Below are 21,875 nucleotides of genomic sequence, written 5' to 3'. Positions count from 1 at the left end.
ACCTGATGCAGACACAGAAGCACTTGAAGTCACACACTGTCGTGCTGGCTTCGATCTCGATGCTGTTCGCCACCTTCGCGAGCGCGCAAGTCGGGCAAGCCGAGGCTGCGAACTCTGTCCATTCTCCGGCGGCCCAGCACACCAACAGCATCGGCATCAGTTTCGTACGAATACCTGCCGGCAGCTTCATGATGGGATCGGGCGACGACGACCGCGACGCCGGCGCTGCGGAGAAGCCTCGCCACCGGGTGACGATCACGCGCCCGTTTTACTTGGCCCGGCACGAGGTCACGCTGACGCAGTGGGAAGCGGTGATGGGCAATAGCCCCTTTAATTCGCGGCGCTCGAATCCCTACTACGACCTGCCGGGCATGGCCGAGCGCCTGCGCAAGCCGTCGAATCCTGCCACCGTGTCGTGGAACGACGCTCAGGCTTTCATCCAGCGCTTGAACGAGCGCGAAGGCCACCGGCGCTACCGATTGCCGACCGAAGCGGAGTGGGAATACGCAGCACGGGCCGGCACGACGACGACCTACTCGTTTGGCGACGACGTGCAGCAACTCGGTCGATACGCCTGGTACGGCGAGGACTTCGCGTCCGGTGCAACGCATCCCGTGGGGCAGAAGCTTCCGAACGCCTGGGGTTTGTACGACGTGCACGGCAACGTCTGGGAATGGGTGCAGGACAGGTACAGCGACGCCTACTACGCGAACAGTCCGGCCAGCGATCCGCCAGGACCAGCCTCCGGTACGAGCCGCACCGTGCGCGGCGGGAGCTGGCATGTCACCTCCGGAAGCTGGCGCTCGGCATTTCGCAAGCCCTATGACCCGGACTACCGCGGCATCAGCATCGGCTTTCGGCTGCTGTTGGAAGAGGAAGCCATTCCACCCCGCCAGTCGGCGACGAGGGTAGATGTACCAGGCCAGCGGCCGACGCTCCGTAGCAATGCCAGCGAACCAAGGGGCAGTGCTGCCATTGCTCGGAATATTGACGCATCTCGAAGGAGTCAGAACCCCATGTCTCAACCACCCGCCGAACAACAAGCCATCCATGCACTGTACAGCCGCATGCACCGGGCTATGGTGACCTCCGATACGCGAACTTTGGCCTCCATGCTGACCGACGATTTTCATCTCGTCCACATGACCGGGTACGACCAGCCTCGCGCCGAGTGGCTGGCACACATCGAGTCGGGACAAATGCGTTACCACGACTCTGCGGAAGAGGAGGTTGTCATCAAAGTCGATGGCAGCCAGGCAACGTTGAGAGGCCGTAACCGGGTCAACGCCAACATCTGGGGTGCACGGGGAATTTGGCCTCTGCAGCTCGACATTGACCTTTCCTTGCGCGACGGACGATGGCTGATGTCCGCAGCGCAAGCCACTACCTACTGAGCTGGCATTGCGGGATTCATTTCATTCTTTGCACGATCCTGCATGGGTCGACACCAAAGTGAGACAAGCTCCGCCAGAAGAACTAAGCTGATACGCATGTTCAAGTTCACCGGCCACCTGTCGAACCCAAGCCTCCGCATGTCGGAAGATCCGGTGCGGGTGACGGTGTTGAAAGCGGAGTTGGCCGCGAGCATTGCCCGTCTAACCCGGGGAGAAGGTGCCTTCACGACAGCGATTCCTCGGCTGATCCTCGGCAAGGTTTCACGCACCCTGCATCCCGTGCACACGGTCTATGAACCCGCACTGTGCGTGATCGCCCAGGGCAGCAAGCGGGTACTGCTCGGCGATGACGTCTACGTCTACGACCCAAGTCAGTACCTCGTCTTTGCGCAGAACCTTCCTGTCGTCGGGCAAGTGATTGATGCATCGCCCGAATGTCCCCACCTGGCGATGCGGCTCAACTTGGACGTCAAGGAGATCATGGCCCTGGCATTGGAACTGGGCTTGAAGGGCAAGCCTTCTTCGGGTCATGAGGTCGGGCGCGGTATCTACACCAGCGACAACACGGTGGTCCTGCTGGAGCCGCTGCTGCGCCTGCTGGCGTTGCTGGAGACTCCTGAAGACATTCCTACCTTGGCGCCTCTGGTCATCCGGGAGATCGTGTACCGGCTATTGAAGTCCTCGGATGGCTGGCGGCTCGCGCAATTGGCCATGGTCGAGAGCCACAGCCAGCGTGTCGCGCAAATCATCGAGGTGTTGCGGAAGCGCTATGCGGAAACGTTGCGCATGGAAGACCTCGCCAAGCAGGTGCATTGGAGCGTCTCTGCGCTGCACCACCACTTCAAGGCCATTACGGCCATGAGCCCGCTGCAATACCAGAAGCAACTTCGCCTGCAGGAAGCGCGGCGCGTGATGCTCGGCGAAAACATCGACGCGGCCGCCGCAGGGCACCGCGTGGGCTACGAGAGTCAATTCCAGTTCAACCGCGAGTACAGCCGGTTTTTCGGGGCGCCGCCTGCGCGCGACATAAAGCGATTGCGCGAACAGCAGGCGACCGGCGGCATGAGCGGCTAAACGATTGAAGCGAGGGGCGTCCCGTGTAACGGCCCCCTGCGTGTACCACCCACAGCCGACGCCAGGGTGCCTTCGACGGCGGCCCAGGACGAACTCGTGCCTTCGCTGGGATGCGCACAGGCGAATGGACCACCAACGACAGGAGTTTTCATGAAGAAGCATCAACTGAGAGAGACGCGCATGGACTTTATCGAGCGCTGACCCCTGACTCTCCCACGCATACGACGCAGAGGAATTTCATGAAGCGTGTGTTGATTCTCGGCGCCCACGGGCAGATCGCCCGTGTGGCCACAGATCTGTTCCTGACCCGTCCCGAGATCCGGCTTACCCTGTTTGCCCGCCAAGGCCGACGACGACTGAAATTTGACGGCAACCCACGCGTAGAAGTCGTCGAGGGTGACGTGCTCGACGCTCAGGCCCTTGACGCGGTGATGCCGGGCCACGATGTGGTGTATGCCAACCTGGCCGGGCCGTTGGAGCAGCAGGCCCGGGGGATAGTGAAAGCCATGCTCAATGCCGGCGTTCGCCGCCTGATCTTCATCAGCTCGATGGGGATCTACGACGAAGTGCCGGGCGAGCGGCACGGCAGCATCCTCGATCCCTATCGCAAGGCTGCTGCCGTCATCGAAGCCTCGTCGCTGGACTACATCTTGCTGCGCCCGGCCTGGCTGAACAACCGAGACGAGATCGCCTACGGAACTACGCAAAAGGGCGAACCCTTTCAAGCGGCCGGCGAGTCGGTGTCACGCAAGAGCGTGGCTGATCTCGTAGTCCGGCTTGCAGTCACCCCGGAGATGGACATCCGGCACAGCCTGGGTGTTCACAAGGAGACGGTTCGTGCGAGCTGAGACCATTTCAGCCAATCCGGCGCATCGCGGGTACCTGGTGGTGATCATGCTCGCCAGCTACGCGATGATCGTGATCGACAACTCGATCGTGATCACCGGGCTGCCCTCCATCCGCGACGGCCTGGGGTTCTCGGCGGGTGGTCTGTCGTGGGTGCAAAACGCTTACGCCCTGGCGTTTGGAGGCCTCATGCTGCTGGGTGCACGTGCCGGCGATCTGCTGGGCCGGCGACGTGTTTTCATCGTCGGTTTGGGCATATTCAGTGTGGCCTCGCTGTTCATCGGCTTGGCCAGCACGCCAGCTTGGTTGGTCGGCGCGCGGGCGGTTCAAGGCATCGGCGCCGCCGTCCTCGCCCCCTCCACGCTCGCCCTGTTGTCCACCAGCTTTGCCGAAGGACCCGAGCGCAATCGTGTTCTCGGCTGGTATGGGGCGGTCGGCGGCATCACTGCCAGCCTCGGTCTGGTGGTAGGTGGCATCGTGGCGGACCTGATCTCTTGGCGGGCCGGCTTCTTCATCAATGTCCCGATCGGTGCACTTCTGATGTGGGGTGCCCGTCGCTACATCGACGAGACGCCACGGCAGTCCGGTCGGTTCGACATCGCGGGCGCGGTCCTCTCCACTCTGAGCGTTGTCGCGCTGGTCTATGGCCTGGTTCACGCGGCCGAGGAAAGCTGGTTGCATTGGAGAACGGCCGCACCGCTGTTGGCTGGTGTCGTGTTTGGCGCGCTGTTCCTGCAGGTTGAGCGTCATGCCGACCAGCCCATCCTTCCACTACGGCTGTTCGCTAGTCGCGAACGCTCGGGTGCGAATGCAGCACGCGTGCTGTTCATCGGCGCCGCGATGGGATTCTTTTTCTACGTCACTCAGTACCTGCAGGGCGTGCTCGGCATGCGTCCTATGTGGGCCGGCATCGCCTTTTTTCCGTCGATGCTGGTCAACTTCCTCGGTGCTTTGACTGCTCCAAGACTCGTGAACCGGTTCGGCCACAACGCTGTGCTGGCGGCCGCACTCACAACGTCGCTCGTGGGCATGGCGGGGTTAGGACAGCTCGATGCCGGTAGCCCCTTTCTGCTCGGCGTTGCGCTGCCGATGGCGCTGGTAGGCGCAGGCATGGGGGCTACCTTGGCGCTGCTCACGATCAACGGTGTGGCCGGCGTCGCACCGCAGGATGCCGGCTCGGCGTCAGGACTCGTAGGTGTGGCGCATCAACTAGGAGGCGCCCTGGGTCTGGCGATTCTCGTGGTGGTATTCGCGGCGCCCGTAGTGCCGAATGGGACCGCGCCAAACATCGAGCTTGCGCACAGGGTTGGCGCAGCGCTGTCCGGGGCCGCCGTCTTGCTGGCCTTCGCACTGCTTCTCGTTTTTTGGTATGTGGTTCGCAGGTCGCCATCGGCCAGGACCGGTGTGGAAGGTTCTGCCGTACGAAGGGATTCCCAATGACGGCGCTGACCCTGGACTGCGCCATCCTGCGCTGTCGTGTCCATAAGGCTCGGCGGTCTCCAACTCGGCTCGCCGAATGCTCTCAATCAACAGCAAAGGAAACATCATGAAGTACATCAAACTCGGAAACACTGGCGTCGACGTCTCGAAAATCTGTCTCGGGATGATGAGTTTTGGCAAACCAGGCAGTGAACATGGACTGTTCCCCTGGGCGGTGGACTTCGAAGACGCCAAGCCCATCTTTAAGAAGGCGATCGAGCTCGGCATCAACTACTTCGACACGGCCAACGTGTACCAGTTGGGCTCCAGCGAGGAGGTGACCGGCAAGCTCATCAGGGAATTCAATCTCGACCGGGATGACATCGTCGTCGCTACCAAGGTCCGAATGGAGATGCGGCCCGGTAAGCCAAACGGCAGCGGCCTTTCGCGAAAAGCCATCCTCGGCGAAATCGACAAGAGCCTGAAGCGGCTGGACCTGGACTACGTTGATCTCTACACCATCCATCGGCTCGACCCGCTGACCCCCATGGAAGAAACCATGGAGGCGCTCCACGATGTCGTGAAAAGCGGCAAGGTCAGATACATCGGTGCCTCGACCATGTACGCCTGGGAATTTGAAAGGATGCAGAACATCGCGGAGACGAACGGATGGACAAAATTCGTCGCGATGCAGAACCACTACAACCTCATCTACCGGGAAGAAGAGCGCGAGATGATCCCGCTGTGCAGGGATCGCAATATCGCGCTCACGCCATGGAGCCCACTGGCCGGCGGTCGACTGGCGCATCCATGGGGAACGGTCACGCAGCGCGTGAAGATCGATGAAGTCTCAAAGTGGGTCTGGGACGGTACCAACGACCTGGATAAGGTCGTCATCGACAATCTGCAATCTTTGGCACAGGCGCGAGGCATCTCGATGGGCCAGATGTCCTTGGCGTGGATGCTCAGCAAGTCCTACATCGCCGCACCCATTGTCGGGACGACAGCGACAAAGCACGTAGAAGAAGCTGTCGCGGCGCTGGAGATTCAACTCTCCGACGAAGAAATCCAGGCGCTCGAAAAGCCTTATGTTCCGCATCCCGTGCTGGGAATGATGTGAGGGACTCATTCCAAATAGTCGTTACCCAATAACTGTGTGGAAAGCAAGCCGCCCGAATAACCAGCGGATGGCTAGAAGTAGCAACCAAGTTTTGAAGTTAACCAGCGGTGTGCTCCGCTACCCCGGGAGTCATCACATTCAAAGAAGAGGAGGCGCACGCGCTCAACAACCGACTCGATACGCTCGTTGATGCGCCAGCTCAACGGGTCAGCGACCGCACGATCTTTGCGCGGCTCGTCAAACCAGAGGCGGCTCCAGTGAGAGCGGCGCGATCATGTTATGGAAACCTTTGAGTGGATCATCGTATTGCTGATCGCAGCAGCGTCTCTGGCCGAGCTAGCTCGTCGGATCGGGACGCCGTATCCCACACTGCTGGCGCTGGGGGGCGCGGGTCTGGCTTTCTTACCTGCGATCCCACAATGGACACTCGATCCTGAGTTGGCCTTGGCCTTGTTCGTGGCGCCGGTGCTGCTCGATGCAGCCTACGATACATCGGTTCGCGACCTTCGCGCGAACTGGCGTCCCGTAACCGGCCTCGTGGTGGCCGCAGTTGGAACGACTGTGGTCGGCGTGGCGCTGGCCTGCCGCTGGCTCGTGCCGGAGATGCCTTGGCCGATTGCGGTGGCGTTGGGCGCCATTGTGGCTCCGCCGGACGCAGCCGCGGCAACGGCCGTAATGCGTCAGGTGGGATTGCCGCACCGCGTACTCAACATCCTGGAAGGCGAGAGCCTGCTTAACGACGCCAGCGCGTTGTTCGTGTACCGCTTAGCCCTAATGGCGGCGATCGCGGGACCTTTGGGCTTCGGCGACTACCTGCCGGTGTTCCTGCTTACGGTGTTCGGCAGCATTGCTGCGGGCGTCGGCTTGGGCTTCGTCTTGCGCCCGGTGACGAGTGCGCCTGAGCACGTCCCCACGTCGTTGATCCTGCAGTTCGCCGTCACTTTCGGGGTCTGGATACTCGCCGAGAAAATCGGCCTCTCCGGCATCCTGACGATGGTGGCTTTTGCGATGACCATGGCGCGCGGCGGTGGCCCAAGACTTCCGGCGCGCATGCGCGTGCCGATTTTCGCCGTCTGGGAAACGGTGGTCTTCGTCTTGAACGCGCTCGCCTTCGTGCTGATCGGCATGCAGTTGCGACCAATCTGGGAGCGCCTGGGGAGCGGCACCGCCCGCGTCGATGCCGTCGTGGTGGCTGTGGTCGTACTCGGCGTAGCCATCGCGACACGGTTTCTGTGGGTGATGGGCTACAGCGCGCTCGTAATGCACAACAACAAGAAGATTGAGTCCGGGAAGCGTCCGAAACGATCGTGGGGCGGCGGCCTCGTGCTCTCCTGGGCCGGGATGCGCGGCATCGTGACCCTTGCCGCCGCCTTCGCTATTCCCGAGACACTGCCGGATGGTTCGCCATTCCCTTTCCGCGACCTCATCCTCCTGAGCGCGTTCGTGGTGGTGTTCGGCACGCTGGTGGTCCAGGGGCTGACGATGAAGACGCTCATCGGCTGGCTGAAGCTGTCTGACGACGATCCGGTAGCCGCAGAAGTGCGAGCGGGGCGGACGCTGATCTATCAGGCACTGCTCGACGCGATCCAGACGGACGACTCCGTGCACGCGAGACTGCTCAAGAAGGAATACCAGGGTGTCGTCGAACTGAACGCAAGCCAGGACAATGCGCAGCCGCTGAACGAAGTCCCTGGAGGGCCATTGCGGCGACAGGCCATCAAGGCTGCACGCCGCAAGGCAATCGAACTTCGCAATCAGGAAGCCATCGGCGAGCAGGCATACCGAGCGCTAGTGCAAGAGCTGGATTGGGCTGAACTGGCTGCCGGGGGAACTGCTGGCGGCTGAATACTGTGAATGGATGTTAATGGAGGTGCGGATAAAAACTTGGACTGGTTTTATGCCGCGAGCCCTAGGCTCACCCGGTATTCGACGGAGCTGAGAGCGCCGAGAGAGTGAACTACCTCCAAGTAGTCCAAAAATTCCGCCGCCCCTCCTGGTCAACCTGTCATCGGCGGCAACAGTCAATGTACGCGTTGTAGGCCTTTGGCATTTGGACAGGGTCGTTTAGCCCCGGGTCGGTGGCGCGGTTGATTGCCGCACGACCAGTTCCAGCGTGTCGACGCATTCCATTGGCGGGGTGTCGGGAGCGTTGTCTAGCAGGCTCAGTAACATTTCAATACCACGCGCAGCCATGGCGGTAGTGGGAATGGCTACTGTGGTAAGCCCGGGCCTGGACTGGGCCGACTGCTGGATGTTGGTGATGCTGACCACCGACAGGTCTTGCGGCACGCGTATGCCCAGGTCGGAGGCGGCGTCCAGCACGGCCAGTGCCGGCAGATCGTTCGAGACAAACAGGGCCGTGATGTCTGGCTTGCTGGCCAGATAGCGGTGCGCGGTGGCGTAGCCTTGCTCAAACGAATCTTCACAGACCATCACGTTGGCGGCAGGCAGCTCGGCACCCGCGGCGGCTATGGCCTGGCAGCAGCCCTCGTAGCGGCCGCCGTGGATGCCGTCGAGCGCACTGGCGATGATGGCGCCAATTTTCCGGTGGCCCAGGGCCAGCAGGTGTTCGGTCGCCAGCTGCCCCGCCTTGCGTGAATCAAAGCCCACGCAGGGGATGCCGGGGTGGCGCTCCGGGAATTCCCACACACTGACGACCACCGGCATGCCGCTGTCTGCCAGGGCCTGCAGCTGTGGCAGGTACAGGTCACCCCGGTTAGCGACCAGCACGCCGTCAGACAGCGAGCCGGCCACATCGTGCAAAAACTGCTGGCCGCCGTCTTCCTCGTGTTCGGTGTTGCAGATCAGCAGAAAGCGGCCGTTCTTGCGGGCCGCCAGATGGGCCTGCAGTGTGAACTCGGGGTAGAAGGGGTTGGTGATGCAGCTCACCATCAGCGCCAGGGTGGGGGCTTTGCGCTCCACCAGCGCGCGGGCGTTCAAATTGGGGCGGTACTTCTCGGCGGCAATTGCGGCCAGCACTCGCTCACGGGTTTCATCGCCTACGCGGCCCTTGCCGCGAATCACATTCGTCACCGTGGTGGGGGTGACGCCTGCGCGCAGTGCCACTTCTTTGATGGTTGCCATATCGGTCGGATGCGGATTTCGAAGGTGTTGGAGGGGCGTGGAGCAGCAGGGTGGATAGCCTGTATCAGGGCCTGATTGTCGTCTCAAGCAGAACTTTTTTTGCAAAACTAGTTTAACGTTAAATCAAATTGCGCTAGACTCCCGCAAAATTCAGAAAAATCAAAGTGTCGCCACAGGGGCGACGGCCAAATGCAGCGTTTGCTGTTTTTTTTGGTGCAGTTGATTTAACGTTAAATCAAGCAGGAGACAAAACATGGCGGCCATCCGTTTGCAGGGCGTATTCAAGTCGTTTGGCGACTTCCCACCGGTTCTGAAAGACGTGAACCTGGACATTGGCGAGAGCGAGTTTTGCGTCTTCCTCGGGCCGTCGGGCTGCGGCAAGTCCACGCTGCTGCGGATCGTGGCGGGTCTGGAAGACCCAACGGGTGGCGACATCGAAATTGCTGGGCAGCGCGTCAATGCCGTACCCGCGGCCAAGCGCGGCGTGGCCATGGTGTTCCAAAGCTATGCGCTGTTTCCCCACATGACGGTGGCCGAGAACATGGGCTTTGGCCTGAAGCTGGCCAAGAAGACGTCGACCGAAGTGCAGCAAAAGGTCTTGGAAGCCGCGCGCATTCTGCAGCTGGAGACGCTGTTGGACCGCAAGCCCAAAGCCCTCTCTGGCGGTCAGCGGCAGCGCGTGGCGATTGGCCGGGCGATTGTGCGGGAGCCGGGCGTGTTTCTGTTCGACGAGCCGCTGTCCAACCTGGACACCACCTTGCGGGGCCAGACCCGGCTGGAGATCGCCAAGCTGCATGCCAGCTTCAAACAATCGTCCACGGTGTATGTGACCCACGACCAGGTCGAAGCCATGACTCTGGCCGACAAGATCGTGTTGCTGAATGCCGGCGCTAATACCGACCGTTACGGCAGCATCGCCCAGGTCGGCGCGCCGCTGGAGCTGTACCACAGCCCCAACAGCCAGTTTGTGGCCGGCTTCATTGGCTCGCCCCAGATGAATTTCTTGGCCGCCCGCGTGCTGGACTGCAATGCCCACGGCGTTGCGGTGGCAGTCCACGCCACCGGGCAAACCGTGCGCACCCACCACAAGTCAAGCCAGTTGCAAGAGGGCCAGGAGTTGACGCTGGGCATACGTCCCGAGCATCTGCGGCCATGCGCACCGCAGGCCGTGGACAGCGTGGATGCGTCAGCGATCACCGGCCTCATTGCCGCCATCGAACGGCTGGGCGAACAAACCTATTTGCACTTCAGCTGTGGCGACAGCCAGAGCCTGATCGCCAGCGTGCCGGGCAATACCGCGCACCGGATGGGCGATGCGATCACGTTGGCAGTGCCCGCTGAACACTGCCATCTATTCACCGCGGACGGACGCGCGGTTCAGCAGAACTAAACCAAAACAGGAGACAAAGATGAAATTTAAGCAATTACTCACCGCATGTGCCGCCACCCTGGCACTGGCATCCGGGGCCCACGCGGGCACCATGACGGCCAACATCGCCTTCAAGGGCAGCGGCTCGCGGGCGGTTTGGGAGGGCATCATTGCCGACTTTGAGAAGGCCAACCCGGACATCAAGGTCAAGGCTGCCTTCATCGAAGAAGAAACCTACAAAGTGCAGTTGCCCGCCTGGCTCACCACGGCTGCACCCGACATCGTGAAATGGCATGAAGGCGAGCGCATGGCCTATTACGCTAAGCGAGGGCTGTTTGAAGACATCTCCGAGGACTGGGCCAAGAACGGCTGGGACAAAGACTTTGCCTCCTTGAAGGGTGCCTCATCCTATAAGGGCAAGCAGTACGCCCTGCCTACCGACTACTTCGGCTGGGGTGTGTACTACCGCAAGGACTTGTTTGACAAGGTGGGCATCAAGGCCGAGCCCAAGACCTGGGAGGAATTCCTGGACGCCTGCAAGAAGCTTAAGGCTGCAGGCATTGCGCCCATCGTAGTAGGCGGGCGTGATTCGTGGACACTGGCCGCATGGTTTGACTACCTGGACTTCCGCATCAACGGCTACGAGTTCCACATGAAGTTGATGGACGGCGAGATCGCCTACACCGACCCGCGTGTAAAGGCCGTTTACGCGGCCTGGAAGACGCTGCTTGACGAGGGCTACTTCATCGAAAACGCGCTGTCCTACACGCTCGATTCCGCGCAGCCGCTGTTCAACCAAGGACAGGCGGCGATGACCCTGATGGGCACCTTTTTGTCGGGCGGCATTCCGCCGGACGTGAAGCAAAAGACCGGCTTCTTCCAGTTCCCTGTGGTTAAGAGCGGTGTGCCGATGGCCGAAGACGGCTCGGCCGAATGCCTGAACATTCCAGCCAAGGCTAAGAACAAGCCGGACGCCCGCAAGTTCCTGGCATTTATGGGCACGCCGGAGATAAGTGGCCGGCTGGCCAAACCCTTTGGCACCTTGCCTGCCAACAACCGGTCGACGGTATCGGACGACCCGATTGCCCGCCGTGCGTTTGACATCCTGTCGTCCACCAAGGGCGGTATCGCGCAGTTCTACGACCGCGACATGACCAAGGAAATGGCCGACGAGGGCATGAAGGGCATGCAGCGCTTCATGACGGACCCCAGCAAGCTGGACGACATCCTGGCGCAGGTGGAGCAGCAGCGGCTGCGCATCTACGCGAAGAAGTAAATCCAAGCCAGGGGCTGAGACATCCGCCCCCGCGCCACTTCTCCAGAAAGCCATTCAAGCCATGTCCACACAAGCCCATGCATCGCCATTGGCCAGGCAGCGCCGCCTGTCTGCGGCCCTGTTTCTTGCACCCGCATTGACCGTATTTGCGGTGTACGTGATCTACCCCATCTTCAACAGCATCGTGCTCAGCTTCTATGACTGGGACGGTGTGGCCGACAAAGTCTACATAGGCTTGGCCAACTACCGCGAACTCTTTGAGTCGCAGACCTTCTATATCGCGCTGAAGAACAATCTGCTGTGGCTGCTGCTGTTCATGCTGGCGCCGCCGATTGGCCTGGCCTTCGCCCTGTTCCTGAACCAGCAGGTGCGTGGCATCAAGCTGGCCAAGTCGCTGTTCTTCGCGCCCTTTGTGCTGCCGGGCGTGGTGGTGGGCCTGGTGTTTGGCTGGTTCTTCGACCCGAGCTTTGGCCTCTTCAGGCTCATCGTGGGCCACGGCGTGCCGGTGCTGGGCGACGAGCGCTATGCCACCTACGGCATCATCTTTTCCGCGCTGTGGCCGCAGATACCGTTTTGCATGGTCCTGTACCTGACGGGGCTGACCGGCATCAACCACGAGGTCATAGAAGCCGGTCGCATGGAAGGCGCCAGCGGCTGGACCTTGCTCTGGCATGTGGTGCTGCCGCAGCTGCGGCCTGCCACCTTCATGGCCATCACCCTGACGGTGATTGGCGCGCTGCGCAGCTTTGACCTGATCGCGGTGATGAGCGGCGGCGGCCCTTACGACAGCTCGACCGTGCTGGCGTACTTCATGTACGACCAATCCATCAAGTACTTCCGGTTTGGCTACTCCGCCGCCATTGCGGTGGTGCTGTTTCTCATCATGTCGGTATTCATTGCGTATCAGCTGCGTCGCCTGCTGAAAGCAGAAAGTTGAGCGAGGGTCACCATGTTTCCCCTACCTATTGAGAAATGGAAGCCCATCAACCGGCTGGGCTACAAGTGCGTGCTGCCCATCGCGCTGCTGCTTTGGCTGATGCCGCTGCTGGCCGTGATGGTGACTTCGGTGCGGTCCAATGAGGATCTGTTGCAAGGCAACTATTGGGGTTGGCCGCAGAGCATCACGGTGGTGGAGAACTACCGCACCGTGTTGGTCAGCTCGCCCATGTTGCAGTACTTCTGGAACAGCTGCCTGATCACCCTGCCTTCGGTGCTGGGCGCCATGGCGTTCTCGGCCATGGCCGGCTTTGCTTTGGCCACCTATCCCTTCAAAGGCAACACCTCCATCCTCGCCACCTTTGTGGCGGGCAACTTTGTGCCGGTGCAAATCTTGATGATCCCAGTGCGGGACCTGACCCTGCAGATGGGCATGTTCAACACGGTGCAGGGTCTGGTGTTCTTTCACGTGGCATTCCAGACCGGCTTTTGCACGCTGTTCTTGCGCAACTTCATCAAGGAGCTGCCGTTTGAACTGTTTGAAGCCGCGCGCATTGAAGGTGCGTCCGAATGGCAGCTGTTCTACAAGATCGTGTTGCCACTCATAACACCGGCACTGGCGGCACTGTCCATCCTGGTCTTCACCTTTGTGTGGAACGACTACTTCTGGGCTCTGTGCTTGACGCAGGGGGACGAGGCCGCGCCCATCACCGTCGGGGTGGCCGCCTTGAAAGGGCAGTGGACTACCGCGTGGAACCTGGTGTCCGCCGGGTCTCTGCTAGCCGCCATGCCGTCTGTGCTGATGTTCTTTGCCATGCAAAAGCACTTTGTTTCCGGCCTCACCTTTGGCGCAACCAAGGGCTGAGGTCTTCCCCCACACCGCAGCTTCGACCTGTTGCCGGGGCTGCACATAACCATCATTAGATAGGAAATGACATGAAAGTCGGAGTCGATTACTACCCGGAACATTGGGATGCCAGCATGTGGGAGCAAGACGCCATCGCCATGAAAGAGGCGGGTGTCTCTATCGTCAGGCTGGCGGAGTTTGCCTGGTCAAGAATGGAGCCCACACAAGGCGTTTTTAACTTTGACTGGCTGGACAAGGCCATCGCTGTGTTGGCTGCACAAGGCATCGAGATCGTTTTGGGTACGCCCACCGCAACGCCACCCAACTGGCTGGTCGAGGCCTACCCCGATGTGCTGCCGGTGGACAGCAAGAAGCAACCTATGTACCCGGGCGTGCGCTGCCACCGCTGCTACAACAGCCCATCGCTCAAGCACTTCACTGCACTCATCGTGAACGAGATGACGGGCCGGTATGCAAACAACAAAGCCGTCATCGGCTGGCAGACCGACAACGAGCTGGCCGCCAACGATTGCCATTGTGTGAACTGCACGGCGCAGTTCAGGGTCTGGCTGCAAGACAAATATGGAACGCTGGAAAACCTGAACCGCGAATGGGGCACCGTGGTGTGGAGCGGCGAGTACAGCGCCTGGACCCAGGTGACCACCCCGCTGGGCGGCTCGCCGCACCAGAACCCCTCGCTGCTGCTGGACTTTCAACGCTTCTCTTCGGACTCGGTGGCGGCCTTCAACGGCTTCCAGGCCGCGCTGCTACGCGAGCGCTGCAAAGACCGGTTCGTTACCCATAACCTCTGGGGCTACCCGGTGGTGACGGACTACTACGACCTGTTCAAGGACATGGACTTCGTGTCGCTGGACTACTACCCCAGCACAGACCTTAAAAATGACGCCAAATCCAAGTTCTACCATGGTGCGTTGACGCACGATCTCACGCGTGGTGTGAAGCAAAAAAATTACTGGGTCATGGAGCAACTCAGCGGCACCCCTGGCTGCTGGTACCCCATGTCGCGCACTCCGTTCCCCGGCATGATCCGCGCCCATGCATGGCAAAGCATCTCGCGCGGTGCCGACGTGGTGGTGCACTTCCGCTGGCGTACCGCAAGGGTGGGGGCCGAGCAGTTCTGGCACGGCCTGCATGACCACCACGGCATTCCAGGCCGGCGCTTCCAGGAGTTCAAGCAGTTTGCGCACGAGGTGAATCGCCTCAGTGCCGCGCTGGACGGCACGGCCGTGGTGAATGACGTAGCCATGTTGTTCTCCCACGAACAGCACAACGCACTGAAGATCCAGCCGCAGTCGGATGGCTTCGACTACCTGGACAACTTCAAGCAACTGCACAGCGCATTCCTGCGCCTGGGTGTGGGCACCGATGTCATCAACTGGACGGCTGATATTGATCGCTACAAAGTGGTGGTGGCACCCTATCTGTTTTTGGAAAATGCAGAAGTCAACGCTAAGCTGCAGAGCTTTGCACAGGGCGGTGGCACCGTGGTCCTGACCACCCGTACGAGCGTGAAGAACATGAACAATGTGTGTGGGCCGCAGCGGCTGCCGGGTGGATTGGCGGCGATGGCAGGTGTCGAGGTGGACGAGTACGACCCGGTGGGCCGCGACCTGCAAACGCTGCGTTTTGCAAGCTCCGAAGAGCACACTTGCAAACAGTGGTGCGACGTATTAACCCCCACGACAGCCCGGACCATTGCGCACTATGCCTCTGAATATTTCGAGGGACGCAGCGCGATTACCAAAAACACGTTCGGTCGAGGATGTGTCTACTACATCGGCACGGTCCTGAGCGACTCCGCGTACAAGCATCTTTTTTCCGATGTGGTTCGTGACGCGAGCCTGGAGCACTTCGACGGTCTTCCAGAGGGGGTAGAAGTTTCTCGCCGGACGGGCTTAGGCAAAGATTTTTTGTTTGTACTGAATCTGTCCAAAGAGGAGAAGGTGGTTCGGTTGGGCCAGAGGCGTTATGCCTGCGAACTTTCCGGTGAGCAGTTCCATGACTGCATGACTCTCGAAGGCGGTGCTGTCCTGGTACTTCGGGAGATCGCCGCAGAAGTCTGATGCCTAGTGCAACGAGGGAGGTGTAAAGACAGACATCGTGTCCACGATGTCCAAGAGGCGGAGCGCAACGTACCCAAGGGTATGCAACAACAACGAGGAGACAAATATGCCACTGAGACAAAGCTGGATGAGATTCGTAGGGGCTGCCGTTGCAGCTATTGCATTGGGTGCCATAGGCTTCCCTGTAGGTGCCCAAACAAGCGGAGTCAACACGGTCTACACGCCCGGTGCTGGTTCCGTAAATCCCGGGGCTATGTATGCACGGACCATCACGCTGCGCCACAACGGCGATGCGAACGGAACCATGCTGACGACATTTGAGACTTACACGACTTCGACCCCCGTGTTCCCTGTTTACAAGAGCACCAATGGCGGTACGAGTTGGACGGCACTCTCGCAGGTTGCCGACACGGTTAACGGTTACGGAATGCGATGGAACCCGCAGATCTATGAGCTTCCGGCTCCCGTGGGGCAATTGCCTGCAGGAACCATCCTGATGGCGGGGCTTTCTGTGCCCTCTGATCTGAGGTCGACCGAGATTTTGTTATTCGCAAGCCGTGACAAGGGGGCGACTTGGTCGTTCTTGAGTTCGGTGGCCAAGGGTGGTGCGGGCTATGTGAGCGACCCCAACACGCCCGTGTGGGAGCCGTTCATCATGTACTACCAGGGGCAGATCGTGGTCTATTACTCCGACCAGCGACAAAACTCGGTGCATTCACAGCTACTGGATCACCAGACATCGACCGACGGTCTCACGTGGTCGGCCCCCGTCAACGATGTCGTGTACCCGGCCCAAACCGCACGTCCTGGGATGACATCGGTTGCCGCTATGAACAATGGCAACTGGATACTCTCCTACGAGTATTGCGGTGCTCCAGAGGGTAGCTGCCCGGTGTATTACAAGATTGCTACCAACCCGCTCGACTTCAATTCGGTGGTGGGGAAGCCACTCGTGTTGGACGATGGGTCGCACCCTTGCTGCCAACCCCATGTTGTTTGGACGCCTAGTGGTGGCGCGAACGGCACCATTGTTTTGAGCAATGGTCAGCAGCTACCTCTCGCGATCAATACGGCGGGCGGAGACCCGTCAGCATGGCGCTCGCAAATGTCCAATGCGCCGGGAGGTTACAGCCGCTCGCTCATGGTGCTGCCGGATGGAAGTGGTGTGATGACCGTCACAGGGGGTTACCACGACAGCAATTTTCTGAACAAGGTGCAAGTCGCGTTGGACAATGTAGCACCGGGTATCTCGATGGAGGCGACTTACCAACTTACCAATGTGTATTCAGGCCTTAAGCTCAGTGTGGCCAGTGCGTCGACGTTGAATGGCGCGCAGGTCGTGCAAGCGCTGGCTTCGACGGGTAGAGAGCAGCAATGGGTGCTCAAACGCCAGGCAAATGGCTATTTCACCATTAACAACGTTAACAGCGCTCTGGTGCTTGGAGTGTCGGGCGCATCCACTACCGATGGTGCGGCCGTACAGCAGCAAACCGCAACTGCCGGCGCCGCGTCACAGGAGTGGGCGGTTGTGCAGGGAGTGGATGGCGCGTTCACCGTAACGAATCGGAAAAGCAATGCATTACTGGACGACTACCAATGGGCAAAGGCGAATGGAGCACCGATGGTCCAATGGACCGACACTGGTTCTGCAAATCAGCGCTGGACATTCACCCAGGTTGCACTTCCAAGCCTCACGACCGGGCAGTTCACTATCCAGAATGGCCTAGGTAAATACCTTGAAATCCCAGGCGGTTCGACGGCCAGTGGCACCCAGGCGGATCAATGGTGGTATGCGAACCAAAACTGGCACCTGTGGACTTTCATCGCAGCAATCGGTGGCTATCGCATTACCAACGGCAATTCTGGAATGGCATTGACGGACGATTTCGGCAATGGTTCGAGCGTGGCGATTCTGCAGCGTCCGGTCAACACGTCGGATGCCAAGCAAGTATGGTCTTTGACACTCCACGGTCCCGATCAGTATTACCTTACAAACGTCAGCACAGGGCGCGTAGTCACGATTGCTGGTGGCGTCTCCACGAACTTGGCGCGGGCGGTGTCCTGGCCTGCAAACGGAACTTCCGACCAGGTCTGGACGGTGAAGCGCATCAACTAAGAACCTGTCGCGTTGATCCGGATGCCCGGGGTTGCGGTTTCTTTTGTAAAAGTGACTCTGGCGTAGGCAATACCTGCGCTGGAAGCTATCAAGTTCATAGTGAATGGCGGCCTAGGGTTTCACCTGATGTCGCAGTTGAAATCTACTTGTGCGGTTTCGCAATACGGGGTTGGCGGTGGCTTGGGAAGATCGCCCTATCGACAACAAACGCAGAACCAAGAACCTGCGTGCTGTCCAACTTCTGCTTGGGCATACCAAGTTGGAAAGTACGGTTCGCTATCTCGGTATAGAGGTCGAGGACGCCTTGGAAATGTCAGAGCAGACTGAGCTTTGACGGGATGGCCGGCAGCGGGCCCAGGCACTCGGCTGTCGGCTTATCCCCGCAAACGCGTCGTTCACAGCGATAACTCAACCGGCTGCTTTCGCTGCAAAGCCGTCCCTGCCGACGGCCGCTTCAGGCTGGAACCTCCGTCGGCGCATTTAGACCCATCGAGTACCGAGCAAGCCTCGGATTTAAGGCGTAACCGAGTCCAAGAGTTCCGCCGCTCCCCCTCACTGTCAAGATTCAAACGGCGCCAACACTCCATGCCGTCTAAATGCCAAGCAATGGGCAGTCGGACAGGGAATGCGGTGCATGGTGTGTAACGACCACGGTCGGCCCGTTAAATTCAATCGCCAATTGCTCCTGCAACCAGCGACGGTCCAGCAGGTGTTCTTGCAGCAAATCCAGAGGCGTCACCAGGTGCGTACCCTTGGCATCCTCCACCGAGACGCAGAAATGGTCCGCAATGGCCCCGGCACAGGCCATCATTCCCTGCTGGGCATCAGTGCGCAGTTGCCCGTCGTAGTCCCGGATCGGCACCCGGTAGTCTGTCCACAGCATGCAGCCCAGGAAACGAACGCCATGGATCACCACCGAGCTGCAGTCCAGCAAGTGGACTCCAGTCCGCACAGCCGTCTCCGCCATCCGCGCACGCTCCGGCTGCAGCGTTTGGTCATAAAACTCGTGGTTGCCGCCAAGTTGCAGTACCGGGCGCCCCAAGTTGACGGAAGGACGTGCCGCCCAGATCGACGCCCTATGGCCTGGGGACAAGATGTCGCCAGCGAGCACCAGGACATCGCTCTCGACTTCGGGCATGGAAAACGTGGCGTGATCCAGGTGCAGGTCGGACAATATATGGAGGCGCATGGCAGTTGGACTATGCAGTGAGAATGGCAGCGTACACCTGAATGGCCGAGTCGGCAGTGCACGCCACTGGAGCTGGAGATGTTCTATGACCCGCGATGAACTGATTGCAGCCGTGCCGGTGCACGACCACGAAGGACGTCCCTTCTACGTGGACTTGAACGACATCCCGCAGCCATGGCGGGATCAGTTCTCGGACGCTTTGTACGGCGCCCAGTGCCCCGTCGTACAGGGAGTTGACAAGGCGGCCTATGCGTGGGACTGGCAAAGCTGGGTCAGCGGCAGTTGGCATGGTGGGCGCAACGTACCGACAGGCCTGGAGGGCCAGCAGGCATAAACTGCATCATCTGGCATGGTCTACATACCGGTTGGCCGACTTCCTTGTGCTTGCAGTACTGGCCCGAGAATGGATGGAGACTACATGCCTGCAGCCTTCATGAACCCGGCCGCTTGGTACCCGTCAGTTTGTAGCCAATCAACGGGCTCCCAAAAATACATGTTGTTGCGCTGAGATTTCAACCTGCTTATTCTCACTACTTGGCTCCTGCGTATTCCGATCCAAAAAGCCAGTAGTTCCGATTCGAACCGGTCAGCCATTCCGACGCAAAAAAGCCACTTGTTCCGATCCGCACCTCGCCAGTGAATCCGATTCAAACCTTGCAAGCCTTTCCGATTCAAAAAAGCCATTGTTTTTTAGGTGCTACTTATTGCTTCCGCTGGAAGATTTCCAGTCATTAAGGTCGTATGGGGAAAATTTGACTTCTGGGAATGTTTAATCAGGCCCCTGCCAGGCCGCCGGAGGCCCCCCGGATCGTTGCATGTAACCATGCAACGATCTTGCCCGGAGCCATCGCTTAAATTTGCTTGGCGTCGAGCCCGACTTACTGTGCAGTCGGTCTTCGCCAGGACCATCGGCCAGGCAGCATGATCGTTGATGACAGAAGGGCGACAGCCTTGCCCAGTTTCCTTACGCGCGGTCAGTCCCTGTGCCTGGGAATCCCAGTCTGCCCTATGCCGATACCGGCAGGCCATGCAGTACCAACGTGCACCGAGCTCCACAACACTGGCATACATCCCTCATTTTGTGGATGTAACAAAGAACCATCTACAATAAAATTTACAAAATGAAACATAAATTCATTTGTGTTTAAAAAATACAGTGCCAGGGAGTTGTTTTTGATTGTTGTTGCCAATGAGGCGGCATAAGCCGTGGCGCGTATTACGTTCCACACTTGTTTCAGTGCCCGCCTGCCCACGCTATAGATTCATTTTTCTCAGCATTGGGCATCCCCGTCTGCAGCCACCAGATGGCTGCTTCAATGCCGACGGCTATCCGCTCGTCTGGACTTTACGTTCAAAAATGCAATGGTTGTGGTTCAAGGCGGAACACCCATCTGACATATCTAAGAATTAGCTTCCCCCTGTCAACACAAGGAAATATCTTGAAAACGTTTGTTGCTAGTCTATCTCTGTTTTTAATTGTCATTTCATTTGGAATCAAGCTGATTGCAATAATGAGCTACTCAAACTTTGATGAGTGGTTGAAAAATAGAGATTTGCTACTTAATTCAAAAAATGCATCAGAACGATTCCTGGCAAAGATTTTTTACGCCTATATTGATGGGCGTTGGGTTCTGGCCGGACTAGGGATTTTGGGCTTGCTTATTTCTTTAATCGTTCTTTAGGATTTTCAGATGGATGCCATAGGTTTTAACTCTGCAGTAGCTGCCACTAAATTTGCTGCCACCAATGCATTGGGCGTCCTTTATGGACCTGGCGCAAAAGCCTTTGCAGAAATTGCATTAGGCAATCCTGCAGTTTTAACCCAAATTGCATCGATGGGGGAAAAAAAGGAACGTGGAACTCTTGAAGGCTCCGATTACGCAACATTACTGCAAAATGTCACAAACATTGGTATGGCAATGGCGATAACTGGTGGCGCCACAATATCCTTTCCTGTTACTGCTTTGTGGACGTTAACGGGGATTGCGTTAGCAATTTATAAAAATCGCGACCGCATTTCCGACATCCTAAATGACTTGGAAAATTTGAGTATTGCAGATAGCGGTACATTGTTGACATTCAATACAACGGGACGTGAAGTCATTGACCCCACGGGCATTGATAAAAACACTTTGCTTCCCATCATTTCCCGCAATATTGGTACGACCCCAGACCCCCTAGTTAAAACCATCCGCTATACCGACCCGCTAGTTTTGGATTTAGATGGTGATGGCCTAGAAATCTCCCCCTTATCTAAAGGAGTCCTGTTCGACTCCAACGGAGACACCATTAAAACCGGTACTGCCTGGGTCGGAGCCGATGACGGTATGCTGGTGTGGGACCGCGATGGTAATGGCAGCATCGACTCGGGCAAAGAACTGTTCGGCGATGAAACTTTACTCGCCAACGGTCAAAAGGCGGCCAACGGCTTTGCTGCACTGCGCGAACTAGATACGGGAAGTGTGGTAAACGGTGTGACAGTGGGCGCTGGTGACGGTGTGTTTGATGCCAACGACGCACAGTACGCCAACCTGCGTGTCTGGCGTGACTTGAACCAGGACGGCATCAGCCAGGCTGGGGAAATGCAGACCTTGGCCGAGTCCGGTGTACAAAGCATCAAATTGGCGAGCGCCACTATTAGCGTCAACTATGGCGATGCCGAGTTGGTACAAAGTGGAAGCTACACGCGTGCTGATGGCAGCACCGGCCAAGCCGGCAGCTTCATCCTGGCGCAGAACAATTTTGTCCGTGAGTTCACGCCCATCACGGTGAGCGATGCGGCCAAGACTGTCAGCAACATTGGTGGTAGTGGCTGGGTACGGGATCTACAAGAAGCGGCAACCCAAAGCCCTGAATTGATTGATCTTTTCAACCAAGCAAAAGACGCCGGTTCGCGTGCAGACTACAAAGCAGCAGTCGCCAATCTGTTGCGCGAATGGGGCAATGATTCAGGCTACAACAGTGCTGGCAAGCAGGCTTTGGCTGCAGGTTACGGCTTGATCCTCAGCGACCCACAGGATGAGCAAGAGCGTGGATGGATGGACACCGCCATCAAGGCCAGCGATGCCGACCGGAATGCTTATCGGGCCACTCTGTCCACAGAAGACCTTGCCAAGTTTGA

General features: G+C 58.8%; 17 protein-coding genes and 1 pseudogene. 16 read left to right on the top strand and 2 right to left on the bottom strand.

Going from position 1 to position 21,875, the window contains the following annotated elements; translation table 11 throughout:
• Positions 1-5: 5 nt before the first annotated feature.
• The 6 genes from AC07VY_RS11725 to AC07VY_RS11700 all read left to right on the top strand — a co-directional run bounded on the left by AC07VY_RS11725 (position 6) and on the right by AC07VY_RS11700 (position 7,698).
• Positions 6-1,394 (top strand): SUMF1/EgtB/PvdO family nonheme iron enzyme, encoded by a 1,389-nt coding sequence (locus AC07VY_RS11725; protein WP_495097703.1) that lies wholly within the window; start codon positions 6-8, stop codon positions 1,392-1,394.
• 96 nt (positions 1,395-1,490) lie between these two features.
• Positions 1,491-2,468, top strand: a complete 978-nt coding sequence (locus AC07VY_RS11720) for an AraC family transcriptional regulator (RefSeq protein WP_495097704.1) — start codon at positions 1,491-1,493, stop codon at positions 2,466-2,468.
• Between the two features lie 239 nt (positions 2,469-2,707).
• Positions 2,708-3,316 (top strand): NAD(P)H-binding protein, encoded by a 609-nt coding sequence (locus AC07VY_RS11715; RefSeq protein ID WP_495097705.1) that lies wholly within the window; start codon positions 2,708-2,710, stop codon positions 3,314-3,316.
• On the top strand, positions 3,306-4,754 hold the full coding sequence (locus AC07VY_RS11710) for an MFS transporter (RefSeq protein ID WP_495097706.1): 1,449 nt from the start codon (positions 3,306-3,308) through the stop codon (positions 4,752-4,754). The genes AC07VY_RS11715 and AC07VY_RS11710 overlap by 11 nt, the downstream gene beginning before the upstream one ends.
• A 106-nt stretch (positions 4,755-4,860) precedes the next feature.
• The gene (locus AC07VY_RS11705) at positions 4,861-5,853 is read left to right on the top strand and encodes an aldo/keto reductase (protein WP_495097707.1); all 993 of its coding nucleotides are present in this window, start codon (positions 4,861-4,863) and stop codon (positions 5,851-5,853) included.
• Between the two features lie 279 nt (positions 5,854-6,132).
• Positions 6,133-7,698, top strand: a complete 1,566-nt coding sequence (locus AC07VY_RS11700; protein WP_495097708.1) for a Na+/H+ antiporter — start codon at positions 6,133-6,135, stop codon at positions 7,696-7,698.
• Positions 7,699-7,917: 219 nt separating this feature from the next.
• On the opposite strand, the gene AC07VY_RS11695 is transcribed toward AC07VY_RS11700, so the two are convergent.
• Positions 7,918-8,937 (bottom strand): LacI family DNA-binding transcriptional regulator, encoded by a 1,020-nt coding sequence (locus tag AC07VY_RS11695; RefSeq protein ID WP_495097709.1) that lies wholly within the window; start codon positions 8,935-8,937, stop codon positions 7,918-7,920.
• A gap of 253 nt (positions 8,938-9,190) precedes the next feature.
• Here AC07VY_RS11695 and AC07VY_RS11690 point away from each other — a divergent pair, with 253 nt between their 5' ends.
• The 7 genes and pseudogenes from AC07VY_RS11690 to AC07VY_RS11660 all read left to right on the top strand — a co-directional run.
• A complete protein-coding gene (locus AC07VY_RS11690) occupies positions 9,191-10,327 on the top strand; it encodes an ABC transporter ATP-binding protein (RefSeq protein ID WP_495097710.1) in 1,137 nt (378 codons plus the stop codon).
• Positions 10,328-10,346: 19 nt separating this feature from the next.
• On the top strand, positions 10,347-11,582 hold the full coding sequence (locus tag AC07VY_RS11685) for an ABC transporter substrate-binding protein (RefSeq protein WP_495097711.1): 1,236 nt from the start codon (positions 10,347-10,349) through the stop codon (positions 11,580-11,582).
• Between the two features lie 61 nt (positions 11,583-11,643).
• Positions 11,644-12,519: a carbohydrate ABC transporter permease gene (locus AC07VY_RS11680; RefSeq protein ID WP_495097712.1), complete on the top strand. Its 876-nt coding sequence runs from the start codon at positions 11,644-11,646 to the stop codon at positions 12,517-12,519.
• Positions 12,520-12,531: 12 nt separating this feature from the next.
• Positions 12,532-13,383, top strand: coding sequence for a carbohydrate ABC transporter permease (locus AC07VY_RS11675; protein WP_495097713.1), 852 nt, complete (start codon positions 12,532-12,534; stop codon positions 13,381-13,383).
• A 71-nt stretch (positions 13,384-13,454) separates the two neighbouring features.
• Positions 13,455-15,449 carry a beta-galactosidase gene (locus AC07VY_RS11670; protein WP_495097714.1) on the top strand — a complete coding sequence of 665 codons (1,995 nt, stop codon included), beginning with the start codon at positions 13,455-13,457 and terminating at the stop codon, positions 15,447-15,449.
• A gap of 106 nt (positions 15,450-15,555) precedes the next feature.
• Entirely contained in the window at positions 15,556-17,565 is a 2,010-nt protein-coding gene (locus tag AC07VY_RS11665) for an RICIN domain-containing protein (protein ID WP_495097715.1), read from the top strand.
• A gap of 208 nt (positions 17,566-17,773) precedes the next feature.
• Positions 17,774-17,899: pseudogene (locus AC07VY_RS11660) on the top strand (integrase); the annotation flags it as partial.
• Positions 17,900-18,157: 258 nt separating this feature from the next.
• On the opposite strand, the gene AC07VY_RS11655 reads toward AC07VY_RS11660, so the two are convergent.
• Entirely contained in the window at positions 18,158-18,754 is a 597-nt protein-coding gene (locus AC07VY_RS11655) for a metallophosphoesterase (RefSeq protein ID WP_495097716.1), read from the bottom strand.
• A gap of 85 nt (positions 18,755-18,839) precedes the next feature.
• Between AC07VY_RS11655 and AC07VY_RS11650 the strand changes: the two genes are divergently transcribed.
• The 3 genes from AC07VY_RS11650 to AC07VY_RS11640 all read left to right on the top strand — a co-directional run.
• On the top strand, positions 18,840-19,088 hold the full coding sequence (locus tag AC07VY_RS11650) for a hypothetical protein (RefSeq protein ID WP_495097717.1): 249 nt from the start codon (positions 18,840-18,842) through the stop codon (positions 19,086-19,088).
• A 1,105-nt stretch (positions 19,089-20,193) separates the two neighbouring features.
• Positions 20,194-20,436 (top strand): hypothetical protein, encoded by a 243-nt coding sequence (locus AC07VY_RS11645; protein ID WP_495097718.1) that lies wholly within the window; start codon positions 20,194-20,196, stop codon positions 20,434-20,436.
• Positions 20,437-20,445: 9 nt separating this feature from the next.
• A partial coding sequence (locus AC07VY_RS11640; protein ID WP_495097719.1) for an SPM autocatalytic domain-containing protein occupies positions 20,446-21,875 on the top strand: 1,430 nt, incomplete at its 3' end.

Source organism: Rhodoferax sp. GW821-FHT02C08, from assembly GCF_059421805.1.
Note: the sequence above shows the minus strand (reverse complement) of the source record. Positions and strands in the feature narration are given on the sequence as shown.

Bases quoted from the DNA above. Each gene is read 5' to 3' on its own strand.
- AC07VY_RS11725 (WP_495097703.1), top strand. From the start codon at position 6: ATGCAGACACAGAAGCACTTGAAGTCACACACTGTCGTGCTGGCTTCG.
- AC07VY_RS11720 (WP_495097704.1), top strand. From the start codon at position 1,491: ATGTTCAAGTTCACCGGCCACCTGTCGAACCCAAGCCTCCGCATGTCG.
- AC07VY_RS11715 (WP_495097705.1), top strand. From the start codon at position 2,708: ATGAAGCGTGTGTTGATTCTCGGCGCCCACGGGCAGATCGCCCGTGTG.
- AC07VY_RS11705 (WP_495097707.1), top strand. From the start codon at position 4,861: ATGAAGTACATCAAACTCGGAAACACTGGCGTCGACGTCTCGAAAATC.
- AC07VY_RS11700 (WP_495097708.1), top strand. From the start codon at position 6,133: ATGGAAACCTTTGAGTGGATCATCGTATTGCTGATCGCAGCAGCGTCT.
- AC07VY_RS11695 (WP_495097709.1), bottom strand. From the start codon at position 8,937: ATGGCAACCATCAAAGAAGTGGCACTGCGCGCAGGCGTCACCCCCACC.
- AC07VY_RS11690 (WP_495097710.1), top strand. From the start codon at position 9,191: ATGGCGGCCATCCGTTTGCAGGGCGTATTCAAGTCGTTTGGCGACTTC.
- AC07VY_RS11685 (WP_495097711.1), top strand. From the start codon at position 10,347: ATGAAATTTAAGCAATTACTCACCGCATGTGCCGCCACCCTGGCACTG.
- AC07VY_RS11680 (WP_495097712.1), top strand. From the start codon at position 11,644: ATGTCCACACAAGCCCATGCATCGCCATTGGCCAGGCAGCGCCGCCTG.
- AC07VY_RS11675 (WP_495097713.1), top strand. From the start codon at position 12,532: ATGTTTCCCCTACCTATTGAGAAATGGAAGCCCATCAACCGGCTGGGC.
- AC07VY_RS11670 (WP_495097714.1), top strand. From the start codon at position 13,455: ATGAAAGTCGGAGTCGATTACTACCCGGAACATTGGGATGCCAGCATG.
- AC07VY_RS11665 (WP_495097715.1), top strand. From the start codon at position 15,556: ATGCCACTGAGACAAAGCTGGATGAGATTCGTAGGGGCTGCCGTTGCA.
- AC07VY_RS11655 (WP_495097716.1), bottom strand. From the start codon at position 18,754: ATGCGCCTCCATATATTGTCCGACCTGCACCTGGATCACGCCACGTTT.
- AC07VY_RS11650 (WP_495097717.1), top strand. From the start codon at position 18,840: ATGACCCGCGATGAACTGATTGCAGCCGTGCCGGTGCACGACCACGAA.